General features: G+C 40.5%; 14 protein-coding genes. 1 reads left to right on the forward strand and 13 read right to left on the reverse strand.

The genetic code is table 11. The annotated features are described in order from the left end of the window. Position 1: 1 nt before the first annotated feature. From dinG to AC1D7X_RS00455, 13 genes are all read right to left on the reverse strand, one after another. A complete protein-coding gene (dinG, locus tag AC1D7X_RS00395) occupies positions 2-2,860 on the reverse strand; it encodes an ATP-dependent DNA helicase DinG (RefSeq protein WP_495474439.1) in 2,859 nt (952 codons plus the stop codon). Between the two features lie 162 nt (positions 2,861-3,022). Beyond that, positions 3,023-3,652 carry a tetratricopeptide repeat protein gene (locus AC1D7X_RS00400; protein WP_495454750.1) on the reverse strand — a complete coding sequence of 210 codons (630 nt, stop codon included), beginning with the start codon at positions 3,650-3,652 and terminating at the stop codon, positions 3,023-3,025. 127 nt (positions 3,653-3,779) lie between these two features. Beyond that, positions 3,780-4,163 carry an aspartate 1-decarboxylase gene (gene panD / locus AC1D7X_RS00405; RefSeq protein ID WP_495454580.1) on the reverse strand — a complete coding sequence of 128 codons (384 nt, stop codon included), beginning with the start codon at positions 4,161-4,163 and terminating at the stop codon, positions 3,780-3,782. Further along, on the reverse strand, positions 4,156-5,052 hold the full coding sequence (gene panC / locus AC1D7X_RS00410) for a pantoate--beta-alanine ligase (RefSeq protein ID WP_495454749.1): 897 nt from the start codon (positions 5,050-5,052) through the stop codon (positions 4,156-4,158). The genes panD and panC overlap by 8 nt, the downstream gene beginning before the upstream one ends. Next, a complete protein-coding gene (gene panB / locus AC1D7X_RS00415; protein ID WP_495454579.1) occupies positions 5,052-5,921 on the reverse strand; it encodes a 3-methyl-2-oxobutanoate hydroxymethyltransferase in 870 nt (289 codons plus the stop codon). The genes panC and panB overlap by 1 nt, the downstream gene beginning before the upstream one ends. Before the next feature lie 305 nt (positions 5,922-6,226). Continuing rightward, a complete protein-coding gene (locus tag AC1D7X_RS00420) occupies positions 6,227-7,198 on the reverse strand; it encodes a biotin--[acetyl-CoA-carboxylase] ligase (RefSeq protein ID WP_495474440.1) in 972 nt (323 codons plus the stop codon). Next, positions 7,191-8,474: a CCA tRNA nucleotidyltransferase gene (locus AC1D7X_RS00425; protein ID WP_495454577.1), complete on the reverse strand. Its 1,284-nt coding sequence runs from the start codon at positions 8,472-8,474 to the stop codon at positions 7,191-7,193. The genes AC1D7X_RS00420 and AC1D7X_RS00425 overlap by 8 nt, the downstream gene beginning before the upstream one ends. 63 nt (positions 8,475-8,537) lie before the next feature. After that, a complete protein-coding gene (bshA, locus tag AC1D7X_RS00430) occupies positions 8,538-9,710 on the reverse strand; it encodes an N-acetyl-alpha-D-glucosaminyl L-malate synthase BshA (RefSeq protein WP_495454576.1) in 1,173 nt (390 codons plus the stop codon). Between the two features lie 106 nt (positions 9,711-9,816). Continuing rightward, a complete protein-coding gene (gene bshB1, locus AC1D7X_RS00435; protein ID WP_495474441.1) occupies positions 9,817-10,509 on the reverse strand; it encodes a bacillithiol biosynthesis deacetylase BshB1 in 693 nt (230 codons plus the stop codon). Continuing rightward, positions 10,506-10,928 carry a methylglyoxal synthase gene (locus AC1D7X_RS00440; protein WP_495454574.1) on the reverse strand — a complete coding sequence of 141 codons (423 nt, stop codon included), beginning with the start codon at positions 10,926-10,928 and terminating at the stop codon, positions 10,506-10,508. Before AC1D7X_RS00440 ends, bshB1 begins: the two co-directional genes overlap by 4 nt. An 18-nt stretch (positions 10,929-10,946) precedes the next feature. Further along, a complete protein-coding gene (gene dapB / locus AC1D7X_RS00445) occupies positions 10,947-11,750 on the reverse strand; it encodes a 4-hydroxy-tetrahydrodipicolinate reductase (protein ID WP_495454573.1) in 804 nt (267 codons plus the stop codon). A gap of 21 nt (positions 11,751-11,771) precedes the next feature. Beyond that, positions 11,772-12,311 carry a tetratricopeptide repeat protein gene (locus AC1D7X_RS00450; RefSeq protein ID WP_495474442.1) on the reverse strand — a complete coding sequence of 180 codons (540 nt, stop codon included), beginning with the start codon at positions 12,309-12,311 and terminating at the stop codon, positions 11,772-11,774. A gap of 50 nt (positions 12,312-12,361) precedes the next feature. Then, positions 12,362-12,691 (reverse strand): nucleotide pyrophosphohydrolase, encoded by a 330-nt coding sequence (locus tag AC1D7X_RS00455; protein WP_495454571.1) that lies wholly within the window; start codon positions 12,689-12,691, stop codon positions 12,362-12,364. A 184-nt stretch (positions 12,692-12,875) separates the two neighbouring features. Between AC1D7X_RS00455 and AC1D7X_RS00460 the strand changes: the two genes are divergently transcribed. Continuing rightward, positions 12,876-13,745, forward strand: a complete 870-nt coding sequence (locus AC1D7X_RS00460; protein ID WP_495454570.1) for a YitT family protein — start codon at positions 12,876-12,878, stop codon at positions 13,743-13,745. Positions 13,746-13,748: the final 3 nt, after the last annotated feature.

Here is a 13,748-nt window from a genome sequence, read left to right on the forward strand (position 1 = left end):
TTCAAGAAGGATCCCTTTCACTTAACCACTCCGAAATCCGTGGAACCATTTGATTGGTCGGCATATGCTCCATCTTAGGACCAGGTAATGAATACAGGAAATGTTTGCCGTAATATGATTCGATTACTCGCGTATCATATACGATTACAATCCCCCTATCATTCGCAGTACGCACTAACCGACCAAATCCTTGTTTGAACCGAATGACCGCTTGCGGAACCGACAGTTTCATGAATGGATTTTTCTTTTGTTGCTTAAGAAGTTCACTCTTTGCTTCAACCAAAGGATGGTTCGGTGGCTGAAATGGTAGTCGAACAATGGCCAAACAAGTCAGTGCTTCACCGGGAATATCGACACCTTCCCAGAAGCTACTTGTTCCTAACAGTACCGATGCACTACTGTCTTGAAAACGACGAATCAACTTGCTTCGACTTCCAGTATCAACACCTTGGCCGAGTATCGTTATATCACTTGAAGACAGTTCATTACGTAATGGTTCATAAACTTGACGAAGCATGCGATAGGATGTGAATAACACTAACATACGTCCATGCGTAGCTATAGCTGTGTCAGCTAACGACTTCACCAGCGTCTCTACAAAAAGAGCATCTCCTACACTTCCCTTAACACTTGGAAAGTCACGTGGAATCACGAGCAATGCCTGATCACGATATCGAAAAGGCGAAGGTAGCTGAACTGTTACAAGTCGACCTTGATCTGATGCTTCTTGTAAGCCTAGATTTTCAATCATATACTGAAAGGATTTCTCGATAGATAACGTTGCTGAAGTTAGAATAATACTCTTCTTTTTATCGAAGAACACTTCCTTCAACTGCTTGCTTACATCGACAGGCACGGCATACAATTGTAGAGATTTGCTACGGAAATGTCCATTAGCCTCCATCCAGTAAACATTGCCTAAATCGTTAAGCGCCATGAACATGTGAAGATCTTCGCGTTCACTCGATAAATCCTTAATCAGACCGCTTATGTCCGTTATCAGACTATCTGAGTTGAAATCGTCTAGTTCTTTAATGTCGTTCAACATTCTCTCCGATTTACGAATGACCTCTCCAAGCGTTACGTATATTTGATTCTCAATTGCAGACAAGAGTTCCCAATCCTTTGGTTTCTTTGTAGGTTGCAATCGAAGCACGAATTGTCCAGTCTCACCAGGAGCTGCATCACTTCGCTCGGGAAGAAGAGCAAACAACATATCATTCAGTCGGTCCCAGTGCTCCTTCACTTCAATTAATTCGCCACTCAATATATCGATGGAAGTTATCCAATCCGAAGCCTTTTCATCATGTGAAGAACGAAGTTGTTGAATTAACGCTGGAAATTGTCCATTACGATTATCTTTATACAGTCTTGTAAGTGTATGGACGACGGTGAAATATTTCATATGAAGACCTAAATGCTTACCTGCCACGTCTTCTAAATGATGTGCTTCATCAATAACTAAGTGCTCATAAGCAGGTAATAATTGATGTCCAGCTTTAACATCCGTAAATAACTTAGAGTGGTTCGTAATAACCACATCAGCAATTCCCGCTTCATGCTTAGCACGATGATAATAACATTTACGGAACCAAGGGCAGGCACGGCCAAGACATGAATCAGAGTCACTAGAGACGGTTTCCCAGAAATCTCCGCCACGCCCTCCAAGATTCAGTTCTTCATCATCACCGTTCTCCGTCTGTGCTAACCATACAATCATCTGTGCGGCTAAGATTACATCTTCTTTAGGATTAGCGAAGTCTCTCTTGTTTATTTTATGTTCAAATTTTCTCAAACACAAATAATGCTGTCTCCCTTTGAAAATAGCCGCTTTAAATGGAAAAGGAACGACCTGAGTCAGTAATGGAATATCTCGTTCCCTCAATTGTTCCTGAAGGTTAATGGTGTGTGTACTTACCATGACTTTCTGCTCATTTTTCACACTCTGATAAATGGCAGGAATTAAGTATCCTAACGATTTCCCAGTGCCCGTCCCTGCTTCAATTAGAAGATGCTTATCATTCGCAAGTGCATTCATCACTTCACCAAACATCATGCTCTGTGATTCACGCGGCTCATATTGTGGCATAATTTCTCGAAGCCGTTCTTCAATATTCTCAAGGAATTGCGGGAAATCCATGGATTTCAGAGGATTATCATCTGCATCATTACGCGGTGTTGAGATATCGATCCAATCTTCTACGGCTAGAGCCAATTGTCGGTAAAAGGTATGACTCTCAAGGTCCTGTGCGGGTTCACTTTCCTTCTCACGACATAGACCATCGAAATACCAAGCTAAATCACTATCCTCATCACCAAATAACTCACTCAACCTTTGAAGTGTAATCAATGGTAAACTAATCAATTCATCCAGACATTTCAATAATACATGCGCTGTTGCTAATGCATCACTGTCGGCCTGATGGGGTCGATCGTGCTGAATACCAAATTGTGTAGATACCAGACCTAATTGGTAAGTGGTTAACGATGGGAAACAGATTTTCAGGAAATCTATCGTGTCCAGTATACGACCGTTGTATGGTAAATAACCACATCGATCAAGTGCATTTTGCAAAAAATTAAAATCAAACGAAACATTATGCCCGACTAATACCACATCATCAAGCATGGGAACTAACTCCATCATCATCTCTTCTAAAGAAGGAGCGTTCTCAACATCACTATTGGTTATACCTGTTAAATTAGAAATAAATGGCGGGATTGGAATCCCTGGATTAACATAAGACCCGTAAACACGGGATATCGATTGATCTTCTTCGATTATGGCAAGTCCAACTTGAATAATTTCATCGGCGGACTGGTTGCCTGTTGTTTCAAAGTCCAGTACGGCAAATTTCATGTTTAAATATTCCCTTCAATCCAGTCTCTCTAACAGCATAACAGAAGATCAGAATTTATTCATCAAGTAGACCCAGCTAAGCCATCATTTTTAAAGGACGGAAGAAAAGGCGATACTCCGTCGCTTTCGCAAGTACGGGCATCGCCTTAATTTGAGTCAATACTAAATTAATGAAATGAGCTGACTTCCATACTGGAGTTGACCGCGATTTTGATTGCAAACTTGCAGATTAATAAGTGGATCAGGTAAGCTCGGATCATTTTGTAAGGCTAATGTGAAATATTCCTGGGCTTTCCCCGTATCCGCAAGTTTAGCTTGAATACAGCCTAATGCATTGTAGATCATAGCTTTCAACTTCTTATGCTCCGCCAGTGGAAGAATCCATTGGAAATGTTCTAAAGCTTCTGTCGTTTCCTCCAAATGAAGGTGAGCCATCGCAATATACATCCGAGCAAGTAAACTGTCTGGATAATCGTAGACGATCTGAGAAAATTGCTGTATAGATTGACGATACATCAGTAACTTATAATAACCCTGTCCTCTAACAAAAGAATCCATTCCCATCTCAGGGGTGTCCCCTAAAGGAAATACAGGTGGAAGCACCGTATGTTCTCGGAACGTACTCATTTTGTCTTCAAAGGCTAACCACTCCTCAATTATCCCATCGCTCATGGCCTTAAGCATATTCCATCTTTGAATCAATAGCTGCTTTTGGGACTCTTGCGCGGTTGGGTAATGCTTGACAATTTCCCCTAACATGTGGTTCATTTCAGCGAATACATGTTGAAACATGGCCTGCATCCCACCCTTAACCATAATGAAATCAGTGCGTCTTCCTGCTTTCATTTTTTGTTGAAGTGGTCCTTTTCATGCGCCATCCCATACATTACATAATATGTTGAGAACTCTTACCTAATTATTAGCGAATCGTTGCATGTACTTCTTTATCCATTAACTCAATCGGTTGATTCTTCTCATCTACAAATACTACCGTAGGTTTGTGAGAAGCAAGTTCCTCTTGAGAAATCATCGCATATGAAATAATAATAACTGAATCTCCAGGTTGAACTAATCGAGCTGCTGCGCCGTTAAGACAAATAACGCCAGTTCCACGTGGACCAGGAATCACATACGTTTCTAGACGAGCTCCGTTGTTATTATTTACAATCTGTACTTTCTCATTCTCAAATAAATCTGCTGACTCCATTAAATCTTCATCTATGGTAATACTACCTACATAATTTAAATTAGCTTCCGTGACCGTTGCACGGTGGATCTTGGACTTCATGATATGTCTATACAAGAGATAATACCTCCTTTGGAGTGAATAACATATTGTCTATAAGTCGCGTCTTTCCAAACTTCACAGCCACAGCCATGATAATTTGCCCTGTGATATCAGTCAGCAGAATATCTTCGTTCACACGATTTAATTCTGGAAAGGTTAGCACCTCAACATAATCAATAACAGCCATCGGTGAAGCACCAATTAAATTCACGAGCTTCTCACGAACCACAGAGGTCTTAACAGCCATTTCATCATTCAATGCATCCATAACAACATGTAAAGAGCGAGAGAGCACCAAAGCCTGTTTACGTTCTTCTGAGCTTAGATAAACATTTCTTGAACTGAGTGCCAATCCATCTGCTTCACGAACGATAGGACAAGGAACAATGTCAATATTCATATTTAAATCATGAACCATCTGTTGAAGTACAGCGACTTGTTGTGCATCTTTTAAACCGAAGTAGGCTTGATCCGGTTGTACAATGTGAAACAACTTACTCACAACGGTAGTCACACCATCGAAGTGCCCTGGACGAGATGCTCCGCACAATAACTGTGTTACTTCACTCACTCTAATGGTTGTCTTGGTCGGCGTGGGATACATTTCTTCCACAGTGGGAATAAATACGATATCCACTCCTTTACTTTCAGCTAAGGTTACATCTTTCTCTTCATTACGAGGATAAGTCTCATAATCTTCACCAGGTCCAAATTGAATGGGATTCACAAAAATACTTAGAACAACCAAGTTGTTTACATCACGAGCACGACTTATTAAGCTAGCATGACCTTCATGAAGAAAACCCATGGTAGGAACTAATCCAACCGTGCCATTCCAATTACTTTGTGCTCTAAATTGGTTCAACTCTTGACGGAGTTCTGTTATATTTCGAATGGTCTTCATCATTTCTCCACCTTTGCGGCACTGTTCCCATAAAGAGACTCCAGCACGTGATCCTCAGCTATAAACACATGTTCTTCGGACGGAAAAGAGCGTTCTCTCACATCTTTCACATAGTTGACTAACCCTTCACGGATGACGGATCCTATATCGCCATATGTTTTGACAAAACGTTTATTTATATAAGGAGATGCATATTGAAAAACATCATGGAATACAAGCACTTGTCCATCACAGTATCGCCCTGCACCAATACCGATGGTCGGAATGGATAATTCTTTGGAGATAGCTTCAGCAACCTGTTCCGTTACCAATTCAAGAACAATCCCAAATGCACCCGCAGCTTCTAATGCTTTGGCTTCATTCATCAATCTTTGAGCATCTACAGGATCTTTCCCTTGAATTCGATATCCACCAATCTGGTTCACAGATTGTGGGGTTAAACCAATATGCCCAAGCACAGGAACACCCGATTTAACGACAGCTTCTACGGTAGCACAAATTTCGATGCCACCTTCCATCTTGACGGCTTGTGCATAACCTTCTTGCATCAGTCTTCTGACACCTCGTAACGTCTCATCCAGACTTCCGTGATACGTCATAAAAGGCATGTCTGCTACGATAAACGTATGCTCAGCCCCTCTTGCTACCGCTCGTGTGTGATAGACTATGTCGTCCAATGTCACAGGTATTGTACTGTTATACCCTAGGACCACATTACCTAGCGAGTCTCCAACAAGAATGAGATCTACTTCCGCTTCTTCAGTTAATTTCGCAGAAGGATAATCGTATGCCGTAACCATGGTTAAAGGCGTACCTTCTACTTTCATTTTTTTCATTTTCACAATGTTTAATGCGGATTTCCTTGGCATATAAATGTGCCCCTTTCTCTTCTTAAAAACGGCCTGTTGTGTTAGAAAACCCTTTGGTATTTAACACAACAAAAAAACCTTTTAGCATGTGCACTAAAAAGGTCCGATAGTCAAAAAAGAGTCACTTTCGATCGTCCCTTCTGTCTCGGTCCTTTCGGCTCAGAGCAGAATCCAACGTCACCCACTACATATTATTCATGTAACAGATGTAGTTCTATTCAATCTAATCTTCTAGCTTAAGTGCAGTTCGATTCGTGATCGGTACCGCCTCAAAACCAGTATAACAAATAAGGTATCAACTTTCACTATTTAAGTTTGACATCTCCAGAGACTACGGGGACGATGTTCCCCATCCCTATATCTACAAGTAGTGCTCCACTCGGATCTAATCCCATAGCAACACCTTCTCTTAGCCCATGTACCGTATTAATAATAACCTCTTGGTTGATTGTCACGGACAGTGCTTCCCATAAAGATGCAATTGGAACGAAGCCTTCCTCATCATATAACTTGTACAACATTTCAAATTCTTCTAGAACAGCAGCAATCAACATCGTACGATCCACTGAAGCTCCATTTGCAATTTTTAACGATGTTGCTGTATCTCTTAATTCTTCCGGATAATCTTCCGAATCTACATTCACACTAATTCCTATTCCAACAATACAATACCGAACAACTTTGTCTTCTATGATAGATTCCAGCAAAATACCACTGATCTTACGATGGTTCAGCAAAATATCATTGGGCCATTTAATGCCAACTTGTAGCGTTGTCGTCTTCCTAATAGCTCTACAAACAGCAACACCCGTAAGAAGCGTGAGCTGAGAAGTATATTCTATCGCCTGCTGTGGTCGAAGAATTAGGCTCATCCAAATCCCTTTACCACTTGGAGAGAACCACTTTCGGCCCATTCTTCCCTTACCACCTGTTTGTTCTTCAGCAATAATAAGCGTACCCTCAGGTGCATCTAATTCAGCTCTTTGTCGAGCTTCTTCTTGTGTAGATCCAGTACTCATTATGATTTCTAGATTCGAACCCATTACCTTCGTGTTCAGTGCATTTGTCAAAGTTACCTTATCAAGGAAATCTGGTCTCGCAAGAATACGGTATCCTTTATTCGAAACTGCTTCAAATTCATATCCAAGAATTCGGAGCTTATTAATTTGCTTCCACACGGCTGTGCGGCTAATCGATAATCTGCGACTCATTTCTTCACCAGATATGAAATCATTGGAATTCTCAAGTAAAATACTCAATAAGGTTTCTTCAGCCACGTTTGTTGTTCACCCGCTTTATTTCCTCTATTAAAGAATCTTTATCATTCTGTATAGAACCCGCTGCTACCGTTAGTAATAATTGTTGTAAAAGCTCTCCGAGCCAAGGGCCTGCAGGAAGATGGCTAACCTGTATTACTTCTCTACCTGTTATGCCCAATTCTTTAAGGTGATGTACTTTCATCTGCTCTTTCCATGTAGCGAAGAGGTTCAACCACTCTACAGGTATGATTCTTTGTTGCTCTGGAAGAACGCCTTGAAGTTGAAGCCAGTTCTTAGCTGTAGACTTACCATAACGAAGAACTAAACGAATCCAAGATATTCGTAATTCTTCACCGATTGTTCCAATGTTCTGATTGTCAGCAAGAAGTTTCACTTGTTCATCCAATTGAAGCACATTACAAATTTCATCCTTCTCTTGATTGCTGAACGTCCATTTACGCAAGACTTCCCCTGCTTCAATCGATGTAAAGCCACCGGCATAGAGAAGTAATGCCCACTTCACACCGGATGGTTCAAGTGATAATGCATGAAGACCCATAACGATATCACGATTAAATCGCTGACTTAATACAGGAACTTTGGCGTATTCCAACAGACGACTACGACGAAGGAGTTCGAGCCCTCTAAGAGGATTCTTCCCACTCATCATTTTCTCCATCTCAACCCGTATACGTTCCATCGCAACATATTCAAGCTTACTACGATGAGATAATAATCCTCTCCAAGTTTCCTTAGCGATGGAGTATTCGAATACGGACGCGAATCGTACACAACGAACCATACGTAACGCATCCTCGTCAAATCGTTCAAGAGGTTCACCTACGCATCGAATGATGCGCTTCTTCATATCTTCTTGACCCCCGAAAGGATCAATATATGACCCATCCACAGCTCTCGCTATGGCGTTCATCGTGAAATCACGCCGCTTAAGATCCTCCGATAGTTCTTTCACAAAAGTAACTTCGTCGGGTCGGCGATGATTCTCATATGTACTTTCTGTTCGATAGGTTGTAACTTCAAAAGCATACCCTTGTAACATAACCGTTATTGTCCCATGCTGCATTCCTGTGGGAATGGTATGAGCGAATAAAGCGATCACTTCTTCTGGGAGAGCTGAGGTTGTCATATCCATATCATGAACAGGACGGCCAATCAATTCATCTCGAACACAACCTCCAACCCAATAGGCTTCAAATCCATGTTCCAACAGAACCCTTAGAAGGTGTTCACTCTGCTCCGCCATACCCACTTCTGCATGATCCCACTTTATCACTTATAACGCCCCCACAATTTTGACAACCAACCATACATAATCATCTATTTCACGACTTACTTATTACCTGAACACCTTATTCATCTCATCTGCAAAAGGAACTTCTTGCCCTAATACACGGTAATAAATCTCTTCATATTGTCTCGTAATCAATTCATCGCAGAAACTTTCACGTGCACGTTTTAAAGACGCCTTTATAAATCTTTCAGACAATGCTGGATCTGTTAATAGCTGAATCGTATAATCTGCCATTTGATCCGTGTCACCTATAGGAGCTAAGAACCCTGTTTCGCCATGAATAACAAGTTCAGGGATTCCACCCGCTTCAGACCCTACTGTTGGTACACCACAAGCCATTGCTTCTAATGCTACCAGTCCAAAGCTTTCTTTGGCTGATGGGAGAAGTAGGACATCTGCTAAGGATATGACATGTGCAATTTCGTCTTGCTTACCTAGAAAATGAACCTTATCACCGAGTCCTAGTTCATTAATTTTACATTGAATTTTGGGCAGATCTGGTCCTTCTCCGACAAATAGCAATTTGGAAGGAACTACTTTATTTACCTTATCAAAAATGTCCACCACATCTGATACCCGTTTAACGGGACGGAAGTTCGATATATGCATAAGGATTTTCTCATCTGGATTTGCAAAATCTTCACGTAATGAAGTCGTATCGCGAGGATAGTACACTCGTTTATCCACAAAATTATATGTCAAATCAATGTCACGGCTAATATCCAAGACATCTCTAGTCTCCTTAATAAGATCGTTCGATACGGCAGTTACAGCATCACTCTCATTAATAGCTAATCGAATAAGATCCTTAAGCGATTCATCCTGTGCTAATACCGTGATATCCGTTCCATGGAGCGTTGTTACAACTTTCAATCGTTCCCCTACCATTTGTTTTGCAAGAAATGCACATACGGCATGTGGTACTGCGTAATGTACATGGAGAATATCAAGTTGCTGCATCTTAGCCACTTGTGCCATCTTAGTTGCTAAAGATAAATCATAAGGAGGATAACGAAATACATAATAGTCGCTAACTTCCACTTCATGATAATATATATTTTTCTGAAAAGTCGTACCTAGTCGGAATGGAATACTGTGAGAAATAAAATGCACCTGATGGCCCTTCTCAGCTAATATTTTACCGAGTTCTGTCGCAACTACCCCTGATCCACCAAGAGATGGATAGCAGGTTATTCCAATTTTTAATGGTTTAAACATAACGACCGCCCCCTTTCCTTCTTACACTCACTTACCTATATTATGCATGGTAGGAGACGAATATAAAATTGATATCCTTAACGGATATGTTCATCATTGATTTATGTTAGAAATGTTCAACCAGAAATGGGCTCTTGACTGCAAATCCTTCAGCAAAAGGTACAAGTCTACGTTGACCTACCAATCGATCTCGTGATTTCACCCGTTCAATATAACCTTGATTAAGCGGTGTAGACACAGCTTCCGTGGCCGATTTCTCAAACTGAGACCGATAACAAGACAGTGCCTTCTCCTTCATGTCATATTGCTCTGAAACATCCACAATAAGATCAGCTTTTCCTAGATCATTAATGAAATAGAAATACAATTGATCTACGTTTACATAAGGACTGTCTGGCATATACCGCCGAAGTTTTGCATTAAACACAGCTTCTTCTACTAATTTACTACACGCAACATGATCCGGATGTCTATCTTCCCAATAAGGGGCAAATATCATTCGAGGCGCATGCCGACGTATTTCTTCTGTAACGGCCTTCACATTCTCAGGGGTCATGTACAACCCACGGTCAGGAAGCCCAAGGTTACTCCGTGTAACCAACTTCAATACCTTACCCGCTTCTTCCGCTTCCTGTTTGCGAATCTCCACTGTTCCATTTGAAGACATTTCTGCAAAAGTCAGATCACAAATCCCTACACGGTAACCTGCTTCCACATGTTTATAAATCGTACCTGCCATTCCAATCTCTGCATCATCTGCATGTGCACCAAATACAAGGATGTCTAGTTGTTGTGTCATAGGTCATCACTAGTTGGTTTGTACTTATGTACGAGTTCCCGCCATGCAAAATCACCGCGGTTTAATGCCTTAACCAAAATTTCAGCAGTTGCAATATTCGTTGCAAGAGGAATCCCTTGAACATCACACAGACGTAATAGAGCATTAATATCTGGCTCATGTGGTTGTGCCATAAGCGGATCTCTCAAGAATATAATAAGATCCATCTCATTTTCAGCGACGAGTGCTCCAATCTGTTGATCGCCACCTAGTGGACCTGACATGAAACGATGAATTTTCAAATTCGTATTTTCCATAATTCGCTGCCCAGTAGTTCCTGTTGAGAACAACTCCTGGCCTTCAAACACATGTTCATAGGCGATTACAAAGTTAACCATCTCGTCTTTTTTACGATCATGAGCAATAAATGCAATTTTCATGGTTTATATCTCTCCTAGTTAATCAATGAATTGGTCGAATCCGTATACTAGTCCGGTGTACTCCATTACTTTTTGAATCCCTACTTTTACACCTGGCATATAGCCAGCTCGCTCATATGAATCATGACGAATCTTGAGACTTTGACCAAATCCTCCGAATATCACTTCTTGCTGAGCAAATACGCCGGGTAACCGTACGCTATGAATTCTGAATCCATTATAATAGCCACCACGTGCTCCTTCAATCGTTTCTTCTTCACTAGGATTACCTTGGCGAAGCTCCTTACGATTCTCAACAATCATTTCTGCCGTTTTAATAGCTGTTCCTGAGGGTGCATCTAACTTTTGATCCCCATGATACTCGATAATCTCCAGATGCGGGAAGTATTTACTTGCTTGGGCTGCAAACTTCATCATTAGTATAGCCCCAATTGAGAAATTAGGAGCTATGAGACCACCAATTTCTTTCTCTTGGCATAGCTTGTCCAGTTCCTTAATCTGTTCTGGTGTAAATCCCGTCGTTCCAATCACAGGACGAACCCCATGTTTAATCGCCAATAGCGTATTCGTATATGCAGATTGTGGCGTTGTGAAATCAACCATGACATCAGGCTTATGTTCTACAAAAGCAAGCTCAATATCCGAAGTAATCGTAACCCCACATGCCGGTAGTCCAACAAGGCTACCAGCATCCACTTCACCTGCAGAACGATCTACTGCTGTAACTAACTCAAGTTCCTGATCCTCCAAAACTAACTTGACTACTTCTCTACCCATGCGGCCTCCAGCACCTACGACCGCTACTCTTATCGGATCTGCCATTCTTTTAAACCCCTCACTTTCTCACTCTGTTAATGAATCGTTTATATACTTTCTAAATCTTTTCTTCAGTTGATCTAACAGTTTATCCAGTCCTTGATCCGCTGGCATTAGAAATAGACCTTCTTTTAGTGTTGAAATGGCTGCCGCGTGTTCATTTAGCTCACTGTATGTTAAAGCTAACCATACATACGCTTCACCATTTAACGGGTCTAATTCGATGGCTTCCTTTAATAAGAAAACCACTTGATACAGATTTACAACAGAAGTGCTATTCATCTGATCCATTTGTTTCTTTGACTCACGTACCAGATTCATCGCTTTAAGATGTTGTAAATAATACTTATATATGACCTTATCCGGCTCGAGTGCAAGAGCTCTTTCTGCATGTTCTATTCCTTTATCAATACGGTTATTACGTGCATAGGTAATCGAACATTTATAATGAATCTCAGCATCGTCCGGATTTAAAACAATAGCTTCTTCAAAAAGACGGATAGCTTCCATAAAGTCGTTCTGCAAAATACAATGATACGCTTGTTGAACAAATTCCTCCGATTTCATATGCTATTCACACCTTTAAATAGGTTTTGTATAGCATATGTATAGAAAAACTAATCGGTGTTCTTTAATGTCCAACGATTAGCATCACGAGTATTAAATTTATGCATGACAGAATCATGAGCTTTGCTCAGATCAATATCAAGCGAATTGGCAAAGCACATCGTTATGAAAAGGATATCTCCGAGCTCTAACTCAATTGAATTATCTTCTTCACTGGGCTTCTTAGGTTTCTCACCAAATTGATGGTTTACCTCACGCGCTAATTCGCCAACTTCTTCCGACATTCGCGCTAACATGGATAATGGACTGAAATATCCCTCTTTAAATTGTGATATATAACGGTCCACTTCACGCTGCATTTCAGCTAAAGATTTCTCCATATTTGAACTAATCCCCTTTAGTAAATACTTCTAGCCATATTGGATTTTTCTCGATATTCATTTTACTCTAAATGTCATATTAAAGCTATTTTGAAACAAATATTTTTAAATCATTATGAAACAGGTATACTATAAATGACAAAAAAATCTAAGTTTTTCCTACTTCTGAATAGGTGAGGGATCTATGAAATCAACAAATATCATTTCACGTCTTAAAATGATCATCCCGATTATTGTGGGTACGGCCATTTATGCCTTTGGTCTTCTGTACTTCATTATACCTAACCAGTTAATGGAGGGTGGAATCACAGGGGTTACTATCTTGCTTAAATATGCTTTCGATATCCCTCCTTCATTATCAACACTTATCCTTAATATTCCTTTATTTATAATAGGATGGCTGGCATTAGGTAAGAAGCAGATGGTTTATACTGGGCTTGGCATCTTTTCTTTAACATTTTTTCTATGGTTCTTCGAAAAGTTAATTCATATGGGATTGATCTCTCCATTTGTAACACAATACGATTACATTCTGGCATCTCTTTATGCAGGAGTTACATTGGGGGCAGGTCTTGGTATTGTATTCCGTTTCGGGGGTACTACTGGAGGATCTGACATCGTGGCAAGGATATGTAACAAAAAATTTGGTTGGAGTATGGGACAGGTTATTTTAGCTTTAGATGTGATCATCATTGGTGCATCTTTACTCTTCATTCCTAAAGAGAAAATCTTGTATACTCTAGTTGCCGTATTTATAGCGTCTAAAGTCATAGATTTCATTCAAGAAGGTGCTTACGCTGCAAAAGCCTTCACGATTATAAGTGATCATGCACCTGAGATGGCAGACTTAATTACGAAAGAGATGGATCGCGGTGTAACGTTAATTCCGGCTATAGGTGCGTACTCTAAACAAGCCAAATATATGGTCTATTGCATCGTCTCCAGGCAAGAAATACGACGTTTAACCATGATTGTTAAATCGGTAGATCCTAGAGCATTTATTATTATCAATGATGTCCGCGATGTACATGGCGAAGGATTTAGAGAAGAATAAATA

It is taken from the genome of Paenibacillus sp. Y568 (assembly GCF_059445545.1).

Excerpts from the sequence above, each read along its gene's own strand:
- AC1D7X_RS00460 (WP_495454570.1), top strand. The coding sequence starts at position 12,876 with ATGAAATCAACAAATATCATTTCACGTCTTAAAATGATCATCCCGATT.
- panC (WP_495454749.1), bottom strand. The coding sequence starts at position 5,052 with ATGAAGACCATTCGAAATATAACAGAACTCCGTCAAGAGTTGAACCAA.
- AC1D7X_RS00455 (WP_495454571.1), bottom strand. The coding sequence starts at position 12,691 with ATGGAGAAATCTTTAGCTGAAATGCAGCGTGAAGTGGACCGTTATATA.
- AC1D7X_RS00400 (WP_495454750.1), bottom strand. The coding sequence starts at position 3,652 with ATGTTTCAACATGTATTCGCTGAAATGAACCACATGTTAGGGGAAATT.
- dapB (WP_495454573.1), bottom strand. The coding sequence starts at position 11,750 with ATGGCAGATCCGATAAGAGTAGCGGTCGTAGGTGCTGGAGGCCGCATG.
- bshA (WP_495454576.1), bottom strand. The coding sequence starts at position 9,710 with ATGTTTAAACCATTAAAAATTGGAATAACCTGCTATCCATCTCTTGGT.
- AC1D7X_RS00440 (WP_495454574.1), bottom strand. The coding sequence starts at position 10,928 with ATGAAAATTGCATTTATTGCTCATGATCGTAAAAAAGACGAGATGGTT.
- AC1D7X_RS00450 (WP_495474442.1), bottom strand. The coding sequence starts at position 12,311 with ATGAAATCGGAGGAATTTGTTCAACAAGCGTATCATTGTATTTTGCAG.
- bshB1 (WP_495474441.1), bottom strand. The coding sequence starts at position 10,509 with ATGACACAACAACTAGACATCCTTGTATTTGGTGCACATGCAGATGAT.
- panB (WP_495454579.1), bottom strand. The coding sequence starts at position 5,921 with ATGCCAAGGAAATCCGCATTAAACATTGTGAAAATGAAAAAAATGAAA.
- dinG (WP_495474439.1), bottom strand. The coding sequence starts at position 2,860 with ATGAAATTTGCCGTACTGGACTTTGAAACAACAGGCAACCAGTCCGCC.